This is a genomic window from Desulfuromonas versatilis (assembly GCF_019704135.1).
Lineage (GTDB): Bacteria > Desulfobacterota > Desulfuromonadia > Desulfuromonadales > NIT-T3 > Desulfuromonas_A > Desulfuromonas_A versatilis.
Window position 1 is genome coordinate 3,174,808 of the sequence record NZ_AP024355.1, and the last position, 22,594, is coordinate 3,197,401.

A 22,594-nucleotide genomic window follows, 5' to 3' on the forward strand; every position below is an offset into this window, starting at 1 on the left:
ACCACAGATTGCAGGAAAGGTTATCGATGAAGGCAAGAATCCTCTTCGTTGAGGACGACCCCACCGTGCTCGAACTGGGCAGGACCGTTCTGACCAAGCTCGGCCACCAGGTCCTGACCGCCACGACCGGCCCCCAGGCCTACGAGCTGGCTTGTCGAGAGCATCCCGACGCCATCGCCCTGGACGTCATGCTGCCTGGGATGAACGGCTTCGAAGTGGCAAAGTTGCTCAAGGAGAACCAGTCGACCAGAAACATCCCGATCGCCTTCGTATCGGCCAAAAACCAGAGTCACGACATCGTGGAGGGGTTTAACAGCGGGGGAGCCCTCTACCTGACCAAACCGTTTACCGTCAACGCCCTGAAAACCACCATCGAAAGCCTGCTCCAACCCAAACCGGAAAAACCCCACGCCAGGCACTGATTCACCATGAGCGCCATCCGAACCCTGATCGTCGACCCCGCCGCCGACCGCCGCAAGGAACTGCAGCTGCTGCTGGCTGATCAACCGGTGGAAATCACCGAGGCCGCCTCTTCCGAGCGGGCCCTCGAGCTGCTGAAAAACCAGCTGGTCGAGGTGGTCCTGACCGACACCGAGCTGCCGGGGAAAAGTGGGCTTTACCTGCTCCAGACCATCAAAAAAAATCACCCAGAAATCGAGGTGATCGTCCTTTCCCACAACGCATCGTCCTTCAATGTCCTGCAGGCACTGCGCAACGGCGCTGCGGATTTCATCGTCCGCCCCGTGGACACCGGCGAACCCCTGATCAATGCCCTCAATCGGGCCATCGACCACCTGGGACGACGCCGGCGCCAGGAGTTGAGGCTGCGCGAACTGGAGCGGAAAAACGGCCACCTCAATCAAATGCTGGCCCGGATGAAGTCCCTGCAGAACGCCGTCGACAAGCTGGCCTCAGCCCAGGAAGTCGGCGTGCTGCTGCAATCCCTGGTCGACACGGCCATGGCCGAACTGGGCGCCGACAAGGGGGTGCTGGCTCTGGTGGACCAGGCCAGCAACTCCCTGGGGATCAAGGCCGGTGGTGGCATACCGGCTTCGGTAACCCGTATTTTTTCCAACCAGCTCCCCGCCGGGCTGCTGGTCGCCATGGCCCGGCGGGGTAAGCCGGTGCTGATTCCGGGGGAACTTCCGGAAGGCCTGGCAAGGCTCTCCAGCCAGGCGGAACGCCAGATCCTGCTCACCCGCCCCGGACTGATCAGCGCTCCGCTGCGCATTCGGGAGAAGGCGGTAGGCCTTGCGGTGGTGCTGGGCCATGCCGAACAGAAGCCCTTTGACGAACAGGACCTGCATTACCTCCTCCAGCTTTCCCACCACGCGACCATTGTCCTGGAAAAACTGGGACTCATTCACCAGTTGAAGCGGGGCCGGGAGATCGGGGCTTTTCCCTGCGCCACCGGCGCGCCCTGAGTCCCGGCTAAAAGCCGGTTCAAACAGAAAGGGGTCCGACACAGCCGGACCCCTTTTTCCATTCTCCAAATCCAACCTGCCCGTCTCGCGAAAATGCTCAGGAACGGAGCAGCCCCCCTGTGACCCCGTCTCCCCCCCCTGTCTTTTGGGCGTTCAGGTGGCGGTCGGCTTCGGCATACAGGTTGTCGAGCAGTTCCGAAACATCCAGGGTGACCCGGCTTCCCAGCTCCTGGGCGGCAGAGATGGCCGCCGCCCCGATGCTCAGGGTAACCAGCAGCTCGCTGCCATCCACCACCCATTTCTGACGACGGGCCGCATCCAACAATCGGTTGGCCAGTTGCAAACTCCCCTCCAGGTCTGTTTCGGAAACCAGCACGGCGAACTCGTCCTCCCCCACCCGAGCGAGGACATCCGACTCGCGCAATTGGGACAGCAGGGTTTTGGCGATGTCCCGCAGGACCATGTTGCAGGCTGGTTGGCCGAAGCTATCGTGCACAGCCTCGAACCGGTCGAGGCCGATCAGCAGAAACGCGACGGGGCGGCGGTAACGTACCGCCCGCCCCAGGGCCAACCTGCTTTCGGTGAAAAAGAACCTGCGATTGTAAAGCCCGGTCAGCTCGTCGACCATGGAGAGGTTGCGGTAATGGTTCTGCAGCCGTCGCGTGTCCTGCAGCACGGCTTCGAGTTGCCGGGTACGCTCGCCAACCTCCTCTTCAAGCCTGCGCAGCAGGCGATTGGCGATCAGGATCTGTCCCAGGAAACTGCTGTACAGGGGAACCATCCGCTCATGCCATTCATTGAAATGGCCCGGCACTGGGTGGGACATGTTGACCACGCCGATGATGTCTCCTCCGCTACGGATAGGCGCACTGATGACGCAGCCCAGGTGGCGCATCCCCAAGGCGGTTTCGACCTGGCGGAACCTCGGGTCGGTTCGGGTATCCCGGCAGATCTGCGCCTCGCCGGTCCGAACCGCCAGCCCCATCAAGCTGCTCAGCACTTCGAACTGTTGCCCGGGAGCCGCCCCCTTCTCCTGGGGCACTTTGCCGGAGTCCCAGTCGAACCAGTCAAGGCCGGCAGCATTCACCAGCCGCTCCCCCTCGCGGAGAAACACCGAGCAGCGCTCGACACCGTAATGCTCCACCAGGGCGGAGAGGGCCTGGTGGAGCAGGGTTTTCTCGTCAGCCAGGTGGACCTCCATGGTCCCCAGCCGCTGCAGGGTCGACAAGGAAGCCATCAGTTCCTCGAACACCCCCGCCATCTCCTGCAGACTCTGGGCAATGCCCGGCGTTTCCATGGTCAACCTCCGCTGCCGGCCATTTGCCGGGCCAGGCTCTTGAGTTCGTCGAGCTGTTCCAGCATCCCCTGGATGGCTGCTTCACAATCCCCCGCGGCAATCAACCCTGCGCCCCATTCGGCCGGCAGGGGCGGCATGGCGCCCTCCATAAACAGCCGGTCGGCGATCCGTGCGGCCCCGCCGACAAGCCTCACCAGTGGCCAGTGGTTCCCCGTGTAGTCCACCGCACCATGATGGCGAACGGCCAGCACAAGGTCCTCGGGCAGGCCCCAGCGCTGGGCCAGCCAACCGCCTGCCAGCCGGTGGTCCATGCCCAGCCGCGCTTCGATCCGGCGGGACAACTCCCCCACCGCTCCGTGCTTCAAGGCCTCGTTCATTTCCCGGGGAAAGGTATGCACCAGGGCCAGCAGCCCGAGGTTGTGGATGAGCCCTGCGGAATAGGCCATGGCCGGTGAGACCTTTTCCTCGCTGGTTACCCCTGCTGCCAGGTCTCGGGCCAGCGATGCGGTGGCTATGGCCACAAACCAGTGCCGGGGCACCTGATATTCCGGGCAGGTCGAAGTCTTGAAGGCGCTGGCCATGGACAGAGCCAGGATCAGCCCCTTGGAGATGGAGAGCCCGAGCACCCGGATGACCGCTTCACGCACCGAATGTATATGCCGGCGCTGACCATAGTAGGCGGAGTTGGCGCAGCGCAGGATTCGCACCGCCAGTTCCGGGCTTTTCTCGATGAGCCGCACCAGTTGCTCGAGATCGGCCTGTTCGTCCCCGGCAACCCGCAGCGCCTCGAGGGCAATGCCCGAGGGGGGGGGGATTTCCTGCAGTTGGAACAACCTGAGACGGGTCTCCTCAGGTAAACCCGCGGCTTCGCATTCCGGCATTCAAGATCTCCTATGTCCCAATTTCCGCAGCTGCTGCACTGCCGGTGACCTGCCCCAGGACGCGGGTATATCCCGCCCGGGGCAGAGCCGATGTCCTCGCGCCGGTTGCCGGGCACAGAAGGCCAAGGCTGACTTTTCGCTCAACAGATCGCCGGGCTGCCGACGGCACCGTCGCCAGCAGCGGCGGCCTCCGGCAGACCGACAAAGCGTTGAATGCTGCGAACTATGCCGGCAGCATCCAGGCCGCACAGGGCCCTCAATTCGTCCTGGCTTCCCTGTTCGACGAAACGGTCCGGCAGGCCGATGCGCAGGACCCGCGGGCTCACCCCGGCGTCGGCCAGCAGTTCCAGAACCGCGGAGCCGAAGCCGCCCTGCAGGGCATTTTCTTCCACGGTGATCACCAGCCCGGTGCGAATCGCCTCGCCCAGCAGCAGTTCGCGGTCGAGGGGCTTGAGGAAGCAGGGATCGACCACGGCCAGGGACAAGCCCTGGGTCTGAAGCTGCTGCGCGGCCGCCAGAGCCTCGGCGACACTCACGCCGATGGCGAAGATCACCCCGTCTTCTCCCTGCCGCAGCAACTCGCCCTTGCCGATGGGCACAGGCTGCGCTCCCCCCTCCAGGGCGGCGCCGGTCCCGTTGCCGCGCGGATAGCGGTAGGCGAAAGGCCCGTCAAAGGCCAGGGCGGTGGCCATGGCCCTGCGCAGCTGCGCCTCGTCGCGCGGGACCATGAACACCAGGTTGGGGATATGGCGCAGGTAGGAATAGTCGAAGACACCGTGGTGGGTCGGGCCGTCGGCCCCGACCAGCCCTCCGCGGTCCATGGCGAAGGCGACCGGCAGGTTCTGCAGGCAGACATCATGCAACACGTTGTCGTAGGCCCGCTGCAGAAAGGTCGAATAGACCGCCACCGTCGGCCGCAGTCCGTGACAGGCCAGTCCGGCCGCGAAGGTTACCGCATGCTGCTCGGCGATGCCCACGTCGTAGAATCTTTCCGGGAAGCGCCGGGAAAACTCCCCGAGGCCGGTCCCCTCCAGCATGGCCGCGGTGATGGCCACCACCCGCGGATCCTGCTCGGCCTGTTCGACCAGGGTTTCGCCGAATACCGCCGTGTAGCTGCGGGTCCCTCCCTTGCCGGCCTTGACCTTGCCCGTTTCGGGGTCAAAAGGACCGATGCCGTGAAACAGCGAAGGATTTTCCTCGGCAGGAGCGTACCCCTTGCCTTTTCGGGTCGCTACGTGAATCAGGGTCGGTCCCTGCAGTTTCGAAACATTCTGCAGGGCCTCGATCAACTCATCGAATCGGTGCCCGTCGATGGGGCCCACGTAGTCGAAGCCGAACCCCTCAAACAGCATGCCGGGGGTCAGAAATCCCTTGAGTGAATCCTCGGCCCGCTTGGCCAGGCTCAGCAGGTCGCGTCCGAAGCGGGGCATGTGGTTGAGCAGGTTTTCCGTCTCCCGTTTCAGGCGCATGAACAGGTCCGAGGTCATTTTCCGGCTCAGAAACGAGGAGAGCGCGCCGACATTCGGCGAGATTGACATCTCGTTGTCGTTGAGCACCACGATGAGGTCCTTGTCGAGATGTCCGGCCTGGTTGAGCCCCTCGAAGGCCAGCCCCGAAGTCAGGGAGCCGTCACCGATGACCGCCACGATTTTCTCCCGCCCGCCTCGGACATCCCGGGCCGCGGCCATCCCCAGCGCGGCGGATATGGAGGTGCTGGAATGGCCGACGTCGAAACAGTCGTGAGGGCTCTCCTCGCGTTTGGGGAAACCGCTGAGCCCACCGAACTGGCGCAGGGTGCAGAACCTCGCCAACCGGCCGGTCAGCAGCTTGTGCGCATAGGCCTGGTGGCCGACATCCCAGACGATCTTGTCCCGGGGGGACTCGAAAACCCTGTGCAGGGCGATGCTCAGTTCGACCACCCCCAGTGAGCTGGCCAGGTGCCCGCCGTTGGCGGAGACCGTCTGGATTATCTGGTCCCGGATCTCATCGGCCAGGGTCCTCAGTTCGGCGAGGCTGAGCCGGCGAAGGTCTTCGGTGCTTGTCAGATTCTGCAGGATCTCGCTCATGGGCTTCGGTCCTTTTTCCATTTGCCGCCCCTCGGCGGGGCCGGGGGGCGAAGGATCACGAGGTTCGATCGACAATGTAGTGGGCGATCTGCCGCAGGGGCTCGGCGCGCTCGCCGAAGGGCGCCAGGGCCTCGTTGGCCAGGTCGCGCAGTTCCACGGCTCGGTCCCTGGCCGCCTCCAGTCCCAGCAGGGCGGGATAGGTCGCCTTGCCCCGCTGCTGGTCACTGCCGACATCCTTGCCCAGCAGTGCCTGGTCCCCCACCACGTCGAGAATGTCGTCGGCGATCTGGAAGGCCAGCCCGGCCGCCTCGCCGTAGCGGGTCAGCGCCCGGAAGGCCTCCTCGTCGCAGCCTCCCACCATGGCGCCGGCCTGGATGGAGGCCAGCATCAGCGCGCCGGTCTTGCGGGTGTGAATATATTCCAGGGTCGGAAAGCTGATCTCCCTGCCCTCCGATTCCATGTCGACAACCTGCCCGCCGACCATCCCCTGCGACCCGGCGCAGCGGGCGATGGTGTGAATCACCCGGCAACGGGTCTCGGCCGCCACCCCGGGCAGCACCTCGGGGTGGGAAAGCAGGATGAAGGCCTCGGTGAGCAGGGCGTCCCCGGCCAGAATGGCCGTGGCCTCGCCGAACACCTTGTGGTTGGTGGGGCGGCCACGGCGGAAATCGTCATCGTCCATGGCCGGCAGGTCATCATGGATCAGGGAGTAGGTATGGATCATCTCCAGGGCGCAGGCTACCGGCAGGACCAGCTCGGAATCCCCGCCCACCGCCTCGCTGGCGGCTATCATGAGGATGGGCCGCAGGCGCTTGCCCCCGGCGAACACCGAATAGCGCATGGCTTTGTGCAGAGCGGGGGGCAGCACGCTCTCGCCGGGCAGATAGGTGTCCAGGGCCTTGTCCACGCGGCCCAGGTGGTGTTTCAGATAGGAGTTCAGTTCCATGGGGGCTCCGGGATGGATGCTGGGTTCAGGGCTCTTCCAGGGGGGCGGTGGTCAGATTGCCGTCGCGGTCCTGCAGCAGGACTTCGACCCGGGTTTCCACCGCCTTGAGCAGTTTCCGGCAGCGGGCGGCGCTCTGCACCCCCTGCTCGAAGCAAGCCAGGGACTGCTCCAGGGAAAGTTCCCCGCTCTCCAGGCGCTCCACCGACTCCTCCAGGGCGCTCAGGGCAGCCTCGAAGGATGTTTTCTCTTCCATACGTCACCTCGAAAACTCTTTAAACATCAAATTATCGCCGGGCAAACAACCCTGCGTCAAGGCTTTTAACCCGCCTCATTCTCCCAGCAGTCGATGCAGCGCCAGGGGATCGATGCGCTCCGAGCGCAATTTTGCCCCCCAGTGCAGGTGGGGCCCGGTCGAGCGGCCGGTGCTGCCCACCAACCCCAAAACCTGGCCGGCCTCCAGGGGATCCCCCTCCCGGCAGCGGATTTCGTCCAAATGGGCATAAAGGGAGAAGAGGCCGCCGCCATGGTCCAGGATCACCGTTTTTCCCGTGTAGTAGAGCTCCCCGGAAAAAGCGACGCTCCCCGGGGCCGGGGCCTGGACCGCGGTCCCCCGTGGGCTGCGAAAATCCACCCCGGCATGGGGCGAACGCGGTTTGCCGTTGAGAATCCTGCGCAGGCCGAAAGGGCTGCCGAGCGGGTCGTTCACCGGCAGCGCGAATCGGCTCAGGGCCCGCGGGGAACTCTGGGTGGCGAACAACTTCTGCAGCTGGGCCCGCTCCCGGGCGATTCGCTTGAGAACCTTCGGGTCTTGCGGCGAAACCATTTCCTCGGGCAGGGTCAGCCGCTCCTCGGGGTGACTGGCGCTGCGCACCACGAGGTCCAGCCGCCAGTTGGACGTCGCCCCCTGCCGGTCGAGCAGCGCGACCTCCAAGGGGTAGGTTCCCGGCGGCAACTCGAGGTCGGTGCCGAGCAGCGCCATGGCGCCCTCGGGAGTCGGGGCCAGATCGATAATCTGGCCCCGAAAACGGACCGTGGCACTGGAGGGGGTGGCTCCCTCCCACCGCAGCAGCGCCACCCCGCCGGCCTCGACGGCCGACGGCGTCAAACGAAGCTCACCCGCCAGGCAAGCAAGGGGAAGCAGAAAAAGCACGGTCAGCAACAGGCTTTTCACGGTTCGATCTCCTCAACACGGGCCCGCAGCTGTCCGCGAGCCAGGCGAATGCGCAGTCTCCCGCCAGGGACGAGGGATGCCGAGTCCCGGACGGCTGCGCCGGTCTTCTCGTCGAACACGATGGCATAGCCCCGATTCAGGGTACGCAGTGGGGACAAGGCATCGAGGCGCGCCGCCGCGGCCCCCAGGCGCAGGCCCCGTTCGCGCAGGCCGCCGGCCATGGCCTGCCGGAGCCGACGTTCGAGCTCGAGCCAGCGCTGGTCCATTCTCGCCAGCTCCTGCCGGGGGGAACGCAGCCGGCGGGCCAACCCGTCAACCCGCTCCCGCAGCAATCCGAGGCGCCCCTGCATCTGCCCGGCCAGGCGCATGACCAGGTGGTCGAGGTGCCCCTCGAGCTCGAGGCGGCTCTTCACCACCAGTTCCGCCGCTGCGCTGGGCGTGGGGGCGCGCAGGTCGGCGACAAAGTCGGCGATGGTGAAATCGACCTCGTGACCCACCGCGGAGATGACCGGAATCCGCGAAGCGTGGATGGCGCGGGCCACCGGCTCCTCGTTAAACGCCCAGAGATCCTCCAGCGAGCCGCCGCCGCGGCCCACGATCAGCACGTCCGCCTGCCCTTGGCGATTGAGCGCGGCAATCGCCCCGGCGATCTCCGCGGCGGCCCCCTCCCCCTGCACCCGCACCGGGAAAAGCAGCACCCGCACCCCGGCGGCGCGCCGCTTCAGCACGTTGAGAATGTCGTGGATGGCCGCCCCCGTTGCCGAGGTTACCACGCCGATGGTGCGGGGAAAGGCCGGCAGGGGGCGCTTGCGTTCGGCGGCGAACAGCCCTTCGGCGCTCAGCCGGGCCTTGAGCTGCTCGAAGGCCACCTGCAGGCTTCCGGCCCCCAGGGGCTCCATGGTTTCGACCACCAGCTGGATTTCACCGCGTTGGGAATAGACCGAGACCCGCCCGGAGCAGACCACCTGCATGCCGTTTTCCGGCCGGTACGGCAGCAGCCGGTTCTGGGTGCGGAACATGACCGCGCGCAGCTGGGCCCCCTGGTCCTTCAGGGTGAAATAGTGGTGCCCCGAGGCGGGTGTGGCGAAGTTGGATATCTCGCCCTCGACCAGGACCTGGACGAAGTTTTCCTCCACGACCTCCTTGAGCAGGGCGACAAGGCGCGAAACACTGAGGGCGGAACCCGAAACGGGCATTGAATCACCTACTATATCTTGTGGCTATGGATTGACAAAAAGAACGAAATACCCTACATATGGCTCGCGGCGACAAAACTTCAGGCGGCCCTTTCCGTGCGCGGAGGATATATCATGCAACTCCCCTACGTGGTGACCATATCGAGCGAAAAAGGCGGGGTGGGCAAAACCACCCTGGCCACCAACCTGGCGATCTATCTCAAAGCGCTGAACGAGAACCTGCCGGTGACGGTGCTCAGCTTCGACAACCACTTCACGGTGGATCGAATGTTCCGCATCGGCCGCCGCCAGCCCCAGGGCGATGTCTGCGACCTGTTCGCGGGGGTGCCCGCCACCGAACTGCTGGAAACCGGCGAGTACGGGGTTCAGTTCATCCCCTCGAGCCGCAAGCTGGCGGCCTTGCGCGAGCACCTGCGCTCTCCGGAAATACTGGCCGGCCTGCTGGCCGACTCGCCTCCCGAAGGCGTGGTGGTCATCGACACCCGCCCCGACCTGGACATCTACACCCAGAACGCCCTGTTCGCCGCCGACCGGGTGATCGTGCCGGTAAAGGACGCGCCCTCGCTGGAGAACTGCCGAAACCTCTACGAGTTTTTCGACGCCCAGGGCTTGTCGCGGCGGGCCCTGCGGCTGCTCCCCTGCCTGGTCGATTCGCGGATTCACTTCGACGGCCCCTTCCGCGACCCCTACCAGCTGCTCAAGGCCTATGCCATCAACCGGGGCTACAAATGCCTCGAGGGATACATCGCCAAGAGCCCCAAGGTCGAGTCCCTCAATACCAATCCGCAGGGGAAGGTCTACCCGGTGCTGACCCATGGCCGCGGTACCGACGTCCACCTGCAGTTCGCTCACCTGGCGCGCCAGGTCTATCTCGACATTCTCGATGCCGGCCAGCGGCGCCTGGAAGATTTCCGCCAGCAACGCCAGGCCCAGCTGGCCCGCCGGGCCAGCGCCTTCGATGACCGCCGGGCCGGGCTGCAGCCAGGCTGCCTGCTGTGCGGAAAACCCCTGGTGGACCAGCAGGGCATAGCCCCGGTGGGCTATTACTGCGAAACCTCCGACGGCAGCCTCAGCGCCTTTGTCGAGGAGGATTGTTTCTGCGATGCCATCTTCCGCGGCATCTACCAGTCGCGGCGCGAGGTTGGCCCCGAAGACCCGCTGCGGGAGCTGTTCAGGGAGTCGGCCCAGAGTTCCTACTTCGTGCTGCGCCGTTCCTCCGGGGCCGACCTGCCGAGACTGTGCTTCCACCGCTTCGATGATGAGGGCCTGGAAGTCTCCGTCAAGGAGGTGGAACTCAGGTCCCTGGAGGGAGGCCAGGCGGGACGCTGCAACGCCCCGCTGTTGCGCCTGGCCGAGCAGGTGCTGCCCCCAGGGCAACACTCCGGCGATCGCTTTCTGCTGATTCGCCGGGTGAGCAGCGACCTTCCGGAAACGGTCCTCTTCGACGAGGAGTTCGCCGCCCTCGGCGAGGTCCGGGAGCGCATCGCCGCCCGCCTGCCCCGCTGATCCCCTCTTCCGGAACGCAGAGGGGGACTAGCGCTGCAGCAACTGGGACACGGGGACCACTTCGACCCCCAACTGCCGGAAATACCCCTGCTCGCGCCGCAGGGCCGCCAGGGTCTGGGCGTGGGGATGGCAGATCCCCACGGCGCTGCCCCGGCTCTGCGCCAACTGCGCCAGTTTGCGGATTTCGCGGGCGATGGCGTCGACCTCCTGGACGTTGTCCAAAAAGCGATCCCGCACCGCGGCGGGCAAACCGAGCCTGCGGGCCTCGGTATAGGCCACCGAGCGCCCGGAGGTCAGGCTGTCGACAAAAAACAGCCCGGCCGCCTTCATCTCCTCGAGCACCACCTCCATCTGCGGGCGATCCTCGGTAAACCGCGAACCCATGTGGTTGTTGCCACCGGCGGCATAGGGGACCTGGGCCAAGAACCCCCTGAAGCGGCGCCGGATCTCCTCCGGGGACTGGGCGAGCAGCAGGGCGTCGTCACCCGGGTTGGTGGCGGGGTAGCTCTGCGGCTCCATCGGGATATGGATCATCACTTCGCGGCCCCCGCGGTGGGCCATTTCGGCGACCCTCGCCGCATGGCTCTCCCCTGGCAGAATCGCAAAGGTCACCGGCACATCGAGAGCCAGCAGTTCCCTGGCGGCCTGCGGGTCGCGACCGAGATCGTCCATGATGATGGCCACCCGCCCTCCCCCTGTCCGGGGCGCAGTGATCTGCGGAGCGCTCGGCGCCGCGATCTGCGGAGCACTGAACCGGAGCCTGAACCAGGGGCCCTGCTCCCAGAGAATCTCCACCTGCCGGCCGCCCGGGTCAGCCACCAGGCGCAGGGGATCGGCAAGTTTCTGCACCCGCCGGGCCCAATCGTCAAGGATCTCCTGAGACGGGAGGTCTCCACGGATCTCATAGAGAACCAGCCCAACCTCACTGGTCATCCGGATCTGCTCGGGAGCAATTCCGCTGCGCCAGAGCGCGCTTTCCACCTCCACCCTGACATCGTCGAGAAGATCCTCGCGGCTCACCCCGGACGGTTCGGGGATCTCCGGGGTGGTGAGCAGCGGTGCCGGCGCCGTTGGCGGAGCCGTTGCCGGGGCGGGGCGCAGGGTTTCCCGCAGGTGGGAGAGCAGCACCAGGCTGGCAATCAGAAATCCGAGCAGGAACAGGGCCGCCAGCAGAACCTTGACGGACTGGCGGGGCCGAGGAGTTTTTTGGGGGCTGGCCGACCGGCCGGATTTGACGGGCTTGCGGGACTTTTTTTTCTGCGGCATAAAGGCGTTAAATCAAATAGAAAGAGGGGGGATGACCTATCCCCCCTCCTGGCTGGTAACAGGCTTCTCAGGCGGCGTGGCCGTTGATCCCCTTAAGGATCTGCCACCCCTTGAGCAGGTCGAGGGCCCTCATCAACTGGTAGTCCTCCTTGTCCTCGGGATCGAGGGAGAATTTACCCGGGGGCTCCGCCTGCGGCTCGGCACTGCGGTTTTCAAGATCCTCAGGAGTTTCGAAGTGGTTTTTCAGATCCTTTTCCCGGAAGTGCCCGTCCTTGGTTTCCGTTATTTCCACGGGCTTCACGACGATATCCGGTACGATGCCGCGGGCCTGAATTGAACGGCCGCTGGGGGTGAAATAGCGGGCGGTGGTGAGCCGCAGCCCCGAGTCGTCGCTCAGGGGGATGATGGTCTGAACCGACCCCTTGCCGAAACTCGCAGTCCCCATGACCACGGCCCGGCGGTGGTCCTGCAGGGCCCCGGCCACGATCTCCGAAGCGCTTGCGCTGCCGCCGTTGATCAGCACCACCATCGGGTAGTCGGGTTCGGTTTCCCGTTTATGGGCGGAAAAACGCATCCGGCTCCCTTCCTCACGCCCCTCGGTATAGACGATCAGCCCCTCGCCGATAAATGCGTCGGTCACCTCGATCGCCTGGTCCAGAAGTCCTCCGGGGTTGTTGCGCAGATCGAGCACCAGCCCCTCGAGCCTGCCGCCGTTCTCGCGGCGGATTGTTTCCAGGGCCTTCTGCATATCCTCAGCGGTATGCTCCTGGAACTGGACCAGGCGCAGATAGCCGAAACCGTCCTCGAGGGTATGCGCCCTGACACTCTTGATCTTGATGATCTCGCGGGTCAGGGTGAATTCGCGGGGCTTGTCGAAGCTCTCGCGCATGATGGTGATGGTGATGCTCGTCCCCTTGGGCCCGCGCATCAACTTGACCGCCTCCATGATGGTCATGTCCTTGGTGAAGCGCTCCTCGATCTTGAGGATCTGGTCCCCGGCCTCGAGACCGGCGCGGAAGGCGGGGGTGTCTTCGATGGGCGAGACGATGGTCAAAAGCCCGTCGCGAACCGTGATCTCGATTCCCAGGCCGCCGAATTCACCCCGGGTATCGATCTTCATTTCCTTGTACATCTCCGGCGGCATGAAGGAGGAGTGAGGGTCGAGGGAGGAAAGCATCCCGTTGATCGCCCCGTAGACAAGATCCTTGAGGGGGACCTCCTCCACGTAGCTCTTGCGCACGATGGAGAGCACGTCGGTGAACAGCTGGAGGTCCTGGTACTGGGATTTGGCCTCGGCGCTCACCAGGCGGTTGACCTTGCCGATCGACATCCAGCCCAGCAGGACCATCGCCAGCAGACACACCAGGATAGTCGACCGTTTTCCCTTGAACATCATTATCCTCCGGTTAAAATGGGCTAACGCTTGACAAGCCAGGCTTGCGGGTCCTGAGGTGCGCCGCCCTTGCGGATCTCGAAATATACCGTCCTGCTCCCCTCGAATCCCGAGGCGCCGACGGTTTCGCCGGCGGCGACCCGGTCCCCGACCTTTTTGTTGAGCCGGGAGGCATGGGCGTAGAGGGTAAAGAAGCTGTCCCCGTGATCGACGATGAGCAGGTTGCCGTACCCCTTGAACCAGTTGGCGAAGGCGACCCGCCCCGCGGCCACGGCCGCAATGGGCTGATCGACGGCGGTGGCGATCTCGATGCCGTTGCTCTCGAACATGGTGCCCAGCTCGGGATGCCTGCCGGTACCGAATCCGACCTTCACCGGACCTTTTACCGGCCAGGGGAGACGCCCCTTCAGGGCCCCAAAAACCCCCGACTTTTCACTATACTCGCGGGGTCTGTCCGATTCAAGTTTTTTGATCAGCGAGCCCAGGCGCTTGGCCCGCTCGCGAAGCTCGCCCAGCTGTCCGGAGAGACTCGCCTCGTCCTTGCGGACCCGGGCCAGCAGATCGGCCTTGAGACGGGAAGCCTTCTGCAGCGTCTGCTGCTCGGCGGTCCGCTCATCCAGTGCCGCTTGCTGCTGTCTGCGCAACTGTTCCAGTTGCTGCAGGGAGGCCTGGAGCTTTCCCAGCTGCTGCCGGTATTCGGCCATGAGCTCCCGGTCCCGCCGGACGATGCGCCCCCAGTAGATATAGTCCTCGGCCAGGCGTTGGGGCGATTCGCCGGCCAGCAGCATCCGCATCCCGCCGCCCTCGCCCCGCTTGTAGAGAACCACCAGGCGTTGACGGACGCGCGCTTCGATTCCGGCGATGTCGCGGCGCGCCTGACCCACCAGGGCCTCCTGCTTGCGGGCATCCTGGGCAAGGGAATCGATCTGTCGGTTTAAGGTCGAAACCCGCTGGGTCAGCTTGTCGAGTTCCCGATCAACGGTTTTCAGATCCTCGGCCAGTTTCCCCTTTTCGACCTGCTTTTTCTCCAGCTGACGGGAGGTCTCTTCGATGCGCCGCTGAATATCCTCGAGGGTCTTGCGGCTCTCATCGAGCTTTTCGCCCCAGGAGCCGGACACCGAGAGGAGAATCGCCAAAAGGCTGGCGGCCAGGACTGCGCCCGGCTTCCTTTCATATGGGCGTGGGAAACGAGGCACCGTTAGATCCGGACAAATTTGCGCAGAGACATCAAGCTGCCGAACAGGCCCAGCGCCACCCCTGCCGAGACCAGCATGAACTGAAATGATGTGGGTAGAAAGGAGACGCCACCGATGTTGGTGACCAGCAGCAGGTCGGTCAGCCCTTTTTTCAGAAATATCTGGAACAGGGCGTAGGTTCCCCCCAGGGAAAGCAGCCCCCCCAGGGCCCCCTGGAAAGCCCCCTCGATCAGAAAGGGTGTCTTGATGAACATGGAGGTGGCGCCGACCAGGGCCATGACCTCCAGTTCATCACGCCGGGCGTAGATAGTCAGTTTGATGGTGTTGGACACGATGAACAGAGCGGCAAACAACAGAAAACCACCGAGAATGGCTCCTGCCACCTTTAACATGGAGACAAAGGCCTCGAAGCGCTCGAGCCACTGCTGGCCGTAGTGCAGGTCGCTGAGTGCGGGCTTCTGCCGCAGGCTGGCGACCAGGGCCTCAACCCCCTTCGGGTTGCGAAAATCTTCTTGCAGCGAGATCTCCAGGGAAGCCGGCAGGAAATCGGCTTCCATCCCCTCGAGCAGTTCGGCGTCACTTCCAAGCCGCTCGCGGAACCTGGCGAAGGCCTCCTGGCTGGTGACGAAGGTGACCCGCTCCACCTGGGGCAGGGCTTCGATTTCACCGATCCAGGTCTTGATCTGGTCCTTGGGGGGCAGCACCTCGAAATAGGCGGTGACCTCCACCTCCTGGCTCCATCGCGAGGTAAGCTGCTGAACATTGAGCACGACGATGGCGAAAAAGGCCATGATGGTCAGGGCCACCGCCACCGTCCCCACCGCGACGCTGCAGATGAAAGGGCTCTGGCGCATGTTGCGCAGCGCCCTGAGAAAGAAATAGACGAGTCGTTCGAGCAAGGCAAAACCTCTTCAATCAGTCCGTGAGGCGTAAGGGATAAAACCCGAGGGGCGAAGGCGTCCTTAAACTGGCGCGGCTCACAGCTCCCACCTTTCTGCCTCCTCCTCGCCGGGCACCGTATCATAGGGGGCGCGGTCGTCCACCAGGCGCCCCTGGTCCAGGGTGATGACCCGCCGGGGGATGCGCCGGATCATTTCCCGGTCGTGGGTGGCCAGCAGCACGGTGGAGCCGCGGGCGTTGGCCCCCTTGAACAGCTCCATGATCTCCAGGGCGACTTCGGGGTCGAGGTTGCCGGTCGGCTCGTCGGCAATCAGCACCACCGGGTCGATCACCAGGGCCCTGGCCACCGCGACCCGCTGCTGTTCACCGCCGGAGAGTTCCAGGGGGTGGCGCTGCAGTTTGTGCTCGAGGCCCACCATCTTGAGGGTATGAAACACCTTCTTGCTGACCTCGTAGCGCTTGCGCCCCTGCACCTCGAGCGGAAAGGCGACGTTCTCGAACACCGTGCGCCGGTTGAGCAGCTTGAAGTCCTGGAACACGATCCCCAATCTGCGCCGCAGCCGCGGGATGCGGCCCAGGCCCATGCGGGTGACGTTCTGGCCGTCGATGAGGATCTGTCCCCGGCTCGGTTTTTCCGCGCAGTAGAGCAGCTTGAGAAGGGTCGACTTGCCGGCCCCCGAAGCGCCGGTGATATAGACGAAATCGCCCTTGGGGATTTTCAGGTTGATCTCCTCCAGGGCCGCGGAATCTTTCTGATAGGACTTGCAGACGTTGTGCAGTTGAATCATCGGCGCCTACCACTCCCGATAAGGAATACCATTGAGCCCCACCAGGTCGCTGCTGCTGTGCACGTCGAACACCCCGCCCTCGACGAACTCGCCGTCGGGGCCGGGCTCGGGCGGGATGGTCTCCCAGGTTTCGCTCGACTGGGTGAAAGGGTCAACGGGGATCCCCCGCAGGTAGCGGTTCTCCACCAGTTCGGCCAGGTCGTTGGGGTACTGGGCCTTGTCGGCGAAATAGGCGTCGATCGCCCGGCGGATCTGGTAGAGGTCCTCCAGCAGAACCGCCTCGCGGGCCTTGATGAGACTGCGCTGGTAGCTGGGTACGGCGATGCTGGCCAGAATGCCGATGATGGTCATGACGATCAGCAATTCGATCAGGGTAAAGCCCCTGGCATTGCCGCGCTGCGTTTTTAACAGGCTCATGGTTTACTTACCAGGTGTTGTAAATGGTTCCGTCCAGGGCGGTCTCCTCGCTCTGCGAGTAGACGTCGTAGATGTCCTCGCCGCCATATACGGTGGAATCGGGTTCGTCGGCGTAGGAGCGCAACCCCCACCCCTCGTCGTACTTGTCGAAGGGATCTTTGGGGATGCGCCGCAGGTACTTTTTCTTGAACTGATAGAGTCCACCCCAGTCGGTCCCCTCCACCAGGTCCTCCAACTCTTCGGGGTAGCCGGTTTCGTCGATGGCCGGGGTGTATCTTCGGGGCTGCCCGGCCTCGGGGTAGGCCGCCTTGAGAAAATCCGCATGGTAATCGTCGATGGCCGTGCGGATGGTCCGCAGCGCCCGGCGCAACTCCAGCTCCTTGGTGCGCTTGACGGTCACCTCGGCCATAGGCAGCACCGCCGCCGCCAGGATGGCCAGGATCGCCATGGCGATGATCAGCTCGACCAGGGTCAGGCCCCGTTGCCCGCGCGGGTTGAACGCCTTGTTCATGATACTCCTAACGGATCTCCACGGCCAGCCCCGAGCGGTCGACACTGAGCCGCTGCCCCGCCGGACTGCGGAAATTGATCCGGTCCAGGTTCAGCAGCGCGGTGCCGGCCCCCTTGGCGCGGAAGACCAGCCTGGCCAGGGTGCCGCCGCCGCTGGCCCCCTGCCCGCCGAGGCCCTGCTTGTAGCCGATGATCAGTTGGCCCCGCTCGGGGTTGGCGCTCGAGGTAAAAATGGTGGGCCGCCCGCCCTGGCCGAGGAAGCTGCCCTCTTCGGCCCTGATGAATTCAGCCTTGGCCGCGTCGTAGTTGACGAACAGCGGGGCGCTGTAAAGCCCCTCGACCTCGGCCACCTCGATCGCCAGGGTGAACTCCTGGCCGACCGGGACCTGCTGGGGCCCGCTCATGTACACGCGGGCCTTGCCCCCGGCAGCGGGTACCTCGATGGCCGGAACGACCACCTGGGGCACGGCAGGAGCCGGTACGGCCGCAGCCTGCGGGGGCGCGGCCGGCAAGGGTGCCGGCGCTACGGGGGTGGGCTGCTCCACCACGGCGGCAGTGGGGCCGGCCGCCGGGGGTGCGGGCGACTGGAGAGGCTCGATCGGCCCGGCAGGCAGCAGCGACCCGGGCTGCAGCTCTCCGGCTGAAGGTACCGGCGGGACGCCACCGGGCAGGACACGGGCGCCGGGGGCCGGCTGCAGTTCGAGCGCCGGGGTCATCTCCGGATCGGGGAGCTCGGACGGCTGCTGGCTGGAGGGGGCCAGGGGAATCGGTCCCTGGTCCGTCACCGGTTCGAAGGTGGTAGCAAAAGCGCCGAAATTGGGGCCGGCTTTCAGGTCATCCTCCCCGCCGGACCAGATACTGGCGACGTCGACCCGGGGCAGATCGAGACTGCGCACGATATGTGGCGTGATCGATAGCAGAATTTCCCGTTTCTGCTTGGTATTGTTATGACCGGTGAACAGGTTGCCGATGACCGGCAGTTCCCCCAGGAAGGGGATAGTGGTACGCCCCTTGGACTTGTCGTCACGAATCAGCCCACCGATGATTGTCTGCTCACCATCCTTGAGGGTCAGACCGGTCTGGGCGTTGGTCGTGGTGATGGTCAGGGCCACCGAGCCGTTGGTGGTCGTCTGGCGGTCGGAGACACTGCTGACCTCGAGGGACAGTTTGGTGGCCACCGTGTCGTCAAGCTGAATTGTCGGCTCGACATCGAGCTTGATACCAACGTCAACGTATTGAATATTGTCCGAGGTGGTTTCCCCTGATGTGGTTACGGTAATCACCGGTTCGCGGGTACCGATATGCACCTTGGCCTTGTCCTTGTTCTTGACACGGATTTTGGGGCTGGCCAGAACCTCGGAGTCGGTAAGTGACTTGGCGAAATCGAAAGTGGCGGTCGGCAGCGTGTAAAAGGTATCCAGGTTTCTCACGCTGTGGACCAGATTCTCGGTGCTGGTGCCGGAACTCAGGCTGTTGGCCACGATGGTGGCCGGGTTGCCCTTGCTTACCCCGACTGAGACGTTGTAGTTGCTGAGCTTGGGCCCGAGGGTCAGGGTATCGGTGTGGCTCACCTCCACCACCTCAAGATCGAACACCACCTCGGCATCGGCCCGGTCCGAAGCCTCGAGGATCTGCTGGGCCAGGCGGATCACGTCCGGGTTGTCGCGGATCACCAGGGCGTTGAGTTCCTCGTGGACGTAGATCTTGCGCAGCTGCAGCATGGTGCGCAGCAGGTTCACGGCTTTTTTCGCATCGATATTGGAAAGGTAGAAGGTCTGGATCAGCTGGTCTTCGAACTGCTTGTCCTTTTCCTTGGTACGTGGATAGACGATGATGGTTTTGGGATTGAGCACCTTCTTGCCGAGGTCGTTCATCTTCAGCAGCAACTGCAGGGCCTGGGCGAAGCTGGCCTCCTCCAGGAACACCGAAACCGTCTGCGTGCGGATGTCCTCGTCGAAGATGAAATTGATCCCCGACAGCTTGGTCAGGATACCGAAGATATCCTTCAGTTGGGCGTCCTTGAACTTGAGGGTGATCTTCTTGTCCGAGGCCACGTCCAGCTCCTGGCCGTCGATGACCGTCCGCGGCCCTTCGCTGGCCCTGGCGAGCAGTTCCCGGGCACGGGCGTTGCCCGGAGCGAGAATCAGCGCCTGGTCGAGATTGTTCTTGGCCTGGGAGAAACGCCGGGACTTGATAAACTCCTCGGCTTCATCCACCAACCCCTCGGCGCGCAACTGCTCCTCGGCCAGTTTCAACTGCTGCCCGGCAGTCTCGAGGGTATTATCCAGGGCGAACGCCTGGCTGAAAGCCGCAGCGGCGCTGCGGTAATCATCCTGGTCCAGGTATTTTCGCCCCTTTTTTAGATACTCGGTAGCGGCCTGGCTGCGGGCCATGCGCAGCCGGCTGCGGTACTCGTTATTGTCCGGGTTCTGCGAAACCGCGAGCATCAGCTGGGCGACGGCTTCGTCGTACTTCCCCTCCTGGAGCAGCTGTTCCCCGTTTATAAAGGCATGGTTGGCGGCACACCCTCCAAGCATCACCACCAAGGCCATCATCGAAAGAAATCGACTGATTCTCTTAAAATTCATCTGCTTCCCCATTTCCTGCAGAGCGCATTTCACGAAAGCGAAAAAAAATCCCCCTGGTACCAACCCCAGAAAGGGTTCCCTCCTGGCCATGGACCGCGCCATCATTCCCCATATGGTTTCACCACCGGGCTGGCCGGCAACGGCTGCAGAATACCCGACGAGCCGTTCTCCTGCTGCGGCGCGGGTACCGGCGGCGGCATGATCGGCGTCGGCAACGGCGTGGGCGTGGCGGCCGGGGCCTGGGTCTGGTCGGCAGGCGACACCGGCTCCGGCGGCTGGCCGAAGGCCTCTTCCGTTTGCTGATATTCCTCGGGCGCCTCGGCACCGCCCGCGGGTGCAGGAGATGGGACCGGTGCAAACGAGCGCCCCCCCGGAACCCGGGGCGCGGCCACCCCGCCGCCGCGCGGAGCCTTGAAGGAGGTCGGACCCGTCGTCTCCTCCTTCAACGCCACGGTAATCACACCCGTCACTCCTTGCTGCTCGATGGTCAGGGCTTCGCTGGAGATGCCGGTAACCAGAAACTCGCTTTTGCCGCCGAACCTGGTCCCCTCGCGCACCACGAACAATTCATTTTGCTGGGACAGGAAAACGGTCTTCACCCCCTCCTTCTCCAGGTAGCCGAGATAATCGAAGCGGGCCAGTTGCCGGGGCGCCGCGACCGGCACCGAGGGGACCACAGGCCGCGGCGGCGCCGGGGCCGGCGGCCGGATTGCCTGAGGTGGCGGCGGTGGGGGTGGCGGAGGAGGGACGTCCCAGGCGTTGAAAATGTCCCGACGAGGCTCGCCGAAGGCGAGGATCTCCCGATCAAGCAGGTCAAGACGCAGCCCATCGGGGGCCTGGGAACCGGGAGCAGGCGTTCCGGGGGTGCCGGAGCGGGGCTGCTCGGCCGCACCGGTTGCCGCCACGCGCTGCTGGCGCGGGGTTGCCCAAAAGGCATAGACGAGGGCCAGCACAAGGATGCCGACAAGTGTGGCCAGTACCAGACGCTGCCGTTTCATTCGATTTCCATCCTGAATACCGTCGACAGCATGAGCCGCAGACTGACCCGGCCCTGGCCGGGCTCACCGGCACCGCTCAGGGTGATTTTCTCGATGGCTATCAGCCGGGTCGACTGCTCGAGCAGGTAGGCGAACTGTTTGACCTGCCGATAGGTCCCGGTGACGGCGAAGGTCAGTCCATAACGCAGCAGTCGCTCCTCGGTGATTTCCTTTGGATCGTAGTTGACCTGATCGATGGTCAGCCCGGCCTGTTGGGCCAGGGCGAAAAGCTCGTTGATCAGGGAGGTGAAATCGGAGCGCGGCGGAACCCGCTCGCGAAACGCCGCGAGGTCCTGCTGCCCCTGATGAAAGGCCGCCAGGGGCGTCCCCGCGGACGCCTGCTCCTGCTGGCTCTTGCGGGAGAGCGCCTGGGCCTCGATGAACTCACGCTCCAGGCTCTCCAGTTCGGGACGGACCCACTGGTTCAAACCGGTAAATACCAGCAGGTTGAGGACCAGCAGCCCGGCAAGGACCGAGGGCCAGAGCTTGTTCAGCCGCCAGAGGGCTTGGAAAATCGTTTCCCGCGCCATTCAGAACGCCCCCTTCACTACGATGGAAAAACCGACCACGCTCTGCTGGCTGGCCCCTTCCTTGAAATCCACCCGCCCCTGGCTCAGCAGATAGACGTCGCTGAATTCCGCGGACTGCATCAGCCGGTCGAGAAAATTGCGCATGTCGCCCACGTTGCGGGCCAGCCCCACGAGCCTCAGACTGGAGTCCTTGTAATCGGGCTGAATCTCGGAAATCCGGACCCCCGCCGGCAGGACCTCCTCCAGCCGGTCCAGCAGACCGGTCCAGGAGAAGCTGTCCTGCAGGATTATCTCGTTGGCGAAGGCGATCCGCTCGTGCAACTGCTGCTGGGCAGCGGGGCTGAAATCGGCGTCGCTGCCGCGGCGACTGGCCATCTCCTGCTCCAGTTCGGCGAGCCGGGCGCGCAATTGGGCTCCCTGGGAGCGGCTCTGGAATATGGCCGCCCCGTTCCAGGCGAGCAGCGCCACCAGCGCAATCCCCAAAATGAGATACAGGGCGTTGACGGCCCGGCGGTTGAGATAGGTCCGGCTGGCAAGGTTCAAAGTCGGTTTCATTCCGGTCCCTTCACAGCAGTCGCTCGGTTACGCCGACGGCGGCGACAATCTCCATGTCCCTTCCGGCCGCCAGGTTCAGCGGGGTTTTGGCCATGCGATCGAGCCGCGGATCGAGCAACACCACATCGCGCTCGAAGGCCGAGCGCAGGGCCTCCAGCAGCGGCTCCCGCTCCGGCCAGTCGGTGTGCAGGTAAACCGGCGCCCGGACAAAGCCCGGTTGGCTGTCGCGAAATCCGGCGCAGGAGAGGTTGACTTCCTGAAAGACCTTCCCCGGTTCAAGAGCGATGCGCTTGGTCCGGTGAAAGACCGGCAGCCGCCCATGGTAATACTGCAGGCTGAACGAATTCCCCTCGACCCCGACCAGGATGAAATCCTCTCCCGATTCGAGCCTGGAGCGGTAGTAGTTGTACAGGTTGACCGAGTGGAAATCGATCAGGGCGGCGTTGTAGCCAGCCTCGGCCAGCGCCTCCTCGTATTGCTGGAGCACGCTTTTTACCATCAGGGACACCATCAGCCGATAGCGGCCGTTTTCGGTCCGCTCGAGCACCTGGTAATCCAGCTGGACGTTGCGCGCCTCGGTGGGCAGGCTGTTCTTCAGCTGCCACTTGACCACCTCGACCCCTTCATCGCGAGATTTGAAGGCGGTCTCCACTTCGGTGAGCAGCACCCGCCCGATCTGATCGGGAAGAGCCAGGGCAATGCGGTCTTCCTTGCCGGCCAACGGGTCGAGCACCTCGCGCACCGCCTGGATAAAGCGGGCCCGGTCGGCAATGTTGGGCTCGCGCACCGACAGCTCCAGGATCCCCCGGTCGAGGCCTATCATCCGGCCACCCGACAGCGAGGCGCCGGTCCCCTGGCGCAGCAGGGCGACGGCGTAGAGCGATTCGGGGCGGATATCAAGGCCGAGATAGGTTCGACGGATCACGC

At 64.4% G+C, this 22,594-nt stretch carries 22 protein-coding genes; 3 read left to right on the forward strand and 19 right to left on the reverse strand.

Annotated elements, in window-relative coordinates:
* Positions 1-26 precede the first annotated feature (26 nt).
* Together DESUT3_RS14275 and DESUT3_RS14280 are read left to right on the forward strand one after the other, a co-directional pair.
* Complete coding sequence (locus DESUT3_RS14275) at positions 27-422, forward strand: response regulator transcription factor (RefSeq protein WP_221249153.1); 396 nt, start codon at positions 27-29, stop codon at positions 420-422.
* Between the two features lie 6 nt (positions 423-428).
* Positions 429-1,424: a response regulator gene (locus DESUT3_RS14280; protein WP_221249154.1), complete on the forward strand. Its 996-nt coding sequence runs from the start codon at positions 429-431 to the stop codon at positions 1,422-1,424.
* A 97-nt stretch (positions 1,425-1,521) separates the two neighbouring features.
* On the opposite strand, the gene DESUT3_RS14285 is transcribed toward DESUT3_RS14280, so the two are convergent.
* From DESUT3_RS14285 to xseA, 7 genes are all read right to left on the reverse strand, one after another.
* Positions 1,522-2,721: a sensor domain-containing diguanylate cyclase gene (locus DESUT3_RS14285; RefSeq protein ID WP_221249155.1), complete on the reverse strand. Its 1,200-nt coding sequence runs from the start codon at positions 2,719-2,721 to the stop codon at positions 1,522-1,524.
* Positions 2,722-2,723: 2 nt separating this feature from the next.
* Positions 2,724-3,554, reverse strand: a complete 831-nt coding sequence (locus DESUT3_RS14290) for an HDOD domain-containing protein (RefSeq protein WP_221249156.1) — start codon at positions 3,552-3,554, stop codon at positions 2,724-2,726.
* 188 nt (positions 3,555-3,742) lie between these two features.
* Positions 3,743-5,668 (reverse strand): 1-deoxy-D-xylulose-5-phosphate synthase, encoded by a 1,926-nt coding sequence (gene dxs, locus DESUT3_RS14295; RefSeq protein ID WP_221252564.1) that lies wholly within the window; start codon positions 5,666-5,668, stop codon positions 3,743-3,745.
* Between the two features lie 55 nt (positions 5,669-5,723).
* Complete coding sequence (locus DESUT3_RS14300) at positions 5,724-6,614, reverse strand: polyprenyl synthetase family protein (RefSeq protein ID WP_221249157.1); 891 nt, start codon at positions 6,612-6,614, stop codon at positions 5,724-5,726.
* A 25-nt stretch (positions 6,615-6,639) separates the two neighbouring features.
* The gene (xseB, locus tag DESUT3_RS14305) at positions 6,640-6,867 is read right to left on the reverse strand and encodes an exodeoxyribonuclease VII small subunit (protein WP_221249158.1); all 228 of its coding nucleotides are present in this window, start codon (positions 6,865-6,867) and stop codon (positions 6,640-6,642) included.
* A 75-nt stretch (positions 6,868-6,942) separates the two neighbouring features.
* Positions 6,943-7,785, reverse strand: coding sequence for a M23 family metallopeptidase (locus tag DESUT3_RS14310; protein WP_221249159.1), 843 nt, complete (start codon positions 7,783-7,785; stop codon positions 6,943-6,945).
* A complete protein-coding gene (gene xseA, locus DESUT3_RS14315; protein ID WP_221249160.1) occupies positions 7,782-8,981 on the reverse strand; it encodes an exodeoxyribonuclease VII large subunit in 1,200 nt (399 codons plus the stop codon). The genes DESUT3_RS14310 and xseA overlap by 4 nt, the downstream gene beginning before the upstream one ends.
* A gap of 114 nt (positions 8,982-9,095) precedes the next feature.
* Between xseA and DESUT3_RS14320 the strand changes: the two genes are divergently transcribed.
* Positions 9,096-10,487 carry a ParA family protein gene (locus DESUT3_RS14320; protein WP_221249161.1) on the forward strand — a complete coding sequence of 464 codons (1,392 nt, stop codon included), beginning with the start codon at positions 9,096-9,098 and terminating at the stop codon, positions 10,485-10,487.
* Positions 10,488-10,514: 27 nt separating this feature from the next.
* Here the strand turns inward: DESUT3_RS14320 and DESUT3_RS14325 are convergent, their stop codons facing one another.
* The 12 genes from DESUT3_RS14325 to pilM form a co-directional block, all read right to left on the reverse strand.
* A complete protein-coding gene (locus DESUT3_RS14325; RefSeq protein WP_221249162.1) occupies positions 10,515-11,753 on the reverse strand; it encodes a divergent polysaccharide deacetylase family protein in 1,239 nt (412 codons plus the stop codon).
* Between the two features lie 67 nt (positions 11,754-11,820).
* On the reverse strand, positions 11,821-13,146 hold the full coding sequence (locus DESUT3_RS14330; RefSeq protein WP_221252565.1) for a S41 family peptidase: 1,326 nt from the start codon (positions 13,144-13,146) through the stop codon (positions 11,821-11,823).
* A gap of 23 nt (positions 13,147-13,169) precedes the next feature.
* Positions 13,170-14,282 carry a murein hydrolase activator EnvC family protein gene (locus tag DESUT3_RS14335; protein WP_221249163.1) on the reverse strand — a complete coding sequence of 371 codons (1,113 nt, stop codon included), beginning with the start codon at positions 14,280-14,282 and terminating at the stop codon, positions 13,170-13,172.
* A gap of 62 nt (positions 14,283-14,344) precedes the next feature.
* A complete protein-coding gene (gene ftsX / locus DESUT3_RS14340) occupies positions 14,345-15,241 on the reverse strand; it encodes a permease-like cell division protein FtsX (protein WP_221249164.1) in 897 nt (298 codons plus the stop codon).
* Positions 15,242-15,319: 78 nt separating this feature from the next.
* Positions 15,320-16,030, reverse strand: a complete 711-nt coding sequence (gene ftsE, locus DESUT3_RS14345) for a cell division ATP-binding protein FtsE (protein ID WP_221249165.1) — start codon at positions 16,028-16,030, stop codon at positions 15,320-15,322.
* A gap of 6 nt (positions 16,031-16,036) precedes the next feature.
* Positions 16,037-16,447, reverse strand: a complete 411-nt coding sequence (locus tag DESUT3_RS14350; RefSeq protein ID WP_221249166.1) for a type IV pilin protein — start codon at positions 16,445-16,447, stop codon at positions 16,037-16,039.
* Positions 16,448-16,454: 7 nt separating this feature from the next.
* Positions 16,455-16,958 (reverse strand): prepilin-type N-terminal cleavage/methylation domain-containing protein, encoded by a 504-nt coding sequence (locus DESUT3_RS14355; RefSeq protein ID WP_221249167.1) that lies wholly within the window; start codon positions 16,956-16,958, stop codon positions 16,455-16,457.
* A gap of 7 nt (positions 16,959-16,965) precedes the next feature.
* Positions 16,966-19,545 (reverse strand): secretin N-terminal domain-containing protein, encoded by a 2,580-nt coding sequence (locus DESUT3_RS14360; protein WP_221249168.1) that lies wholly within the window; start codon positions 19,543-19,545, stop codon positions 16,966-16,968.
* Positions 19,546-19,646: 101 nt separating this feature from the next.
* Positions 19,647-20,543 (reverse strand): hypothetical protein, encoded by an 897-nt coding sequence (locus DESUT3_RS14365; RefSeq protein ID WP_221249169.1) that lies wholly within the window; start codon positions 20,541-20,543, stop codon positions 19,647-19,649.
* The gene (gene pilO / locus DESUT3_RS14370; RefSeq protein ID WP_221249170.1) at positions 20,540-21,112 is read right to left on the reverse strand and encodes a type 4a pilus biogenesis protein PilO; all 573 of its coding nucleotides are present in this window, start codon (positions 21,110-21,112) and stop codon (positions 20,540-20,542) included. The genes DESUT3_RS14365 and pilO overlap by 4 nt, the downstream gene beginning before the upstream one ends.
* On the reverse strand, positions 21,113-21,667 hold the full coding sequence (locus DESUT3_RS14375; RefSeq protein WP_221249171.1) for a PilN domain-containing protein: 555 nt from the start codon (positions 21,665-21,667) through the stop codon (positions 21,113-21,115).
* Between the two features lie 10 nt (positions 21,668-21,677).
* The gene (gene pilM / locus DESUT3_RS14380) at positions 21,678-22,592 is read right to left on the reverse strand and encodes a type IV pilus biogenesis protein PilM (RefSeq protein WP_221249172.1); all 915 of its coding nucleotides are present in this window, start codon (positions 22,590-22,592) and stop codon (positions 21,678-21,680) included.
* Positions 22,593-22,594: the final 2 nt, after the last annotated feature.

Coding starts and splice junctions, on each gene's coding strand:
- DESUT3_RS14275 (WP_221249153.1), top strand. CDS start 27: ATGAAGGCAAGAATCCTCTTCGTTGAGGACGACCCCACCGTGCTCGAA.
- DESUT3_RS14280 (WP_221249154.1), top strand. CDS start 429: ATGAGCGCCATCCGAACCCTGATCGTCGACCCCGCCGCCGACCGCCGC.
- DESUT3_RS14285 (WP_221249155.1), bottom strand. CDS start 2,721: ATGGAAACGCCGGGCATTGCCCAGAGTCTGCAGGAGATGGCGGGGGTG.
- dxs (WP_221252564.1), bottom strand. CDS start 5,668: ATGAGCGAGATCCTGCAGAATCTGACAAGCACCGAAGACCTTCGCCGG.
- DESUT3_RS14300 (WP_221249157.1), bottom strand. CDS start 6,614: ATGGAACTGAACTCCTATCTGAAACACCACCTGGGCCGCGTGGACAAG.
- xseB (WP_221249158.1), bottom strand. CDS start 6,867: ATGGAAGAGAAAACATCCTTCGAGGCTGCCCTGAGCGCCCTGGAGGAG.
- xseA (WP_221249160.1), bottom strand. CDS start 8,981: ATGCCCGTTTCGGGTTCCGCCCTCAGTGTTTCGCGCCTTGTCGCCCTG.
- DESUT3_RS14320 (WP_221249161.1), top strand. CDS start 9,096: ATGCAACTCCCCTACGTGGTGACCATATCGAGCGAAAAAGGCGGGGTG.
- DESUT3_RS14325 (WP_221249162.1), bottom strand. CDS start 11,753: ATGCCGCAGAAAAAAAAGTCCCGCAAGCCCGTCAAATCCGGCCGGTCG.
- DESUT3_RS14330 (WP_221252565.1), bottom strand. CDS start 13,146: ATGTTCAAGGGAAAACGGTCGACTATCCTGGTGTGTCTGCTGGCGATG.
- ftsE (WP_221249165.1), bottom strand. CDS start 16,030: ATGATTCAACTGCACAACGTCTGCAAGTCCTATCAGAAAGATTCCGCG.
- DESUT3_RS14350 (WP_221249166.1), bottom strand. CDS start 16,447: ATGAGCCTGTTAAAAACGCAGCGCGGCAATGCCAGGGGCTTTACCCTG.
- DESUT3_RS14355 (WP_221249167.1), bottom strand. CDS start 16,958: ATGAACAAGGCGTTCAACCCGCGCGGGCAACGGGGCCTGACCCTGGTC.
- DESUT3_RS14360 (WP_221249168.1), bottom strand. CDS start 19,545: ATGAATTTTAAGAGAATCAGTCGATTTCTTTCGATGATGGCCTTGGTG.
- DESUT3_RS14365 (WP_221249169.1), bottom strand. CDS start 20,543: ATGAAACGGCAGCGTCTGGTACTGGCCACACTTGTCGGCATCCTTGTG.
- pilO (WP_221249170.1), bottom strand. CDS start 21,112: ATGGCGCGGGAAACGATTTTCCAAGCCCTCTGGCGGCTGAACAAGCTC.
- DESUT3_RS14375 (WP_221249171.1), bottom strand. CDS start 21,667: ATGAAACCGACTTTGAACCTTGCCAGCCGGACCTATCTCAACCGCCGG.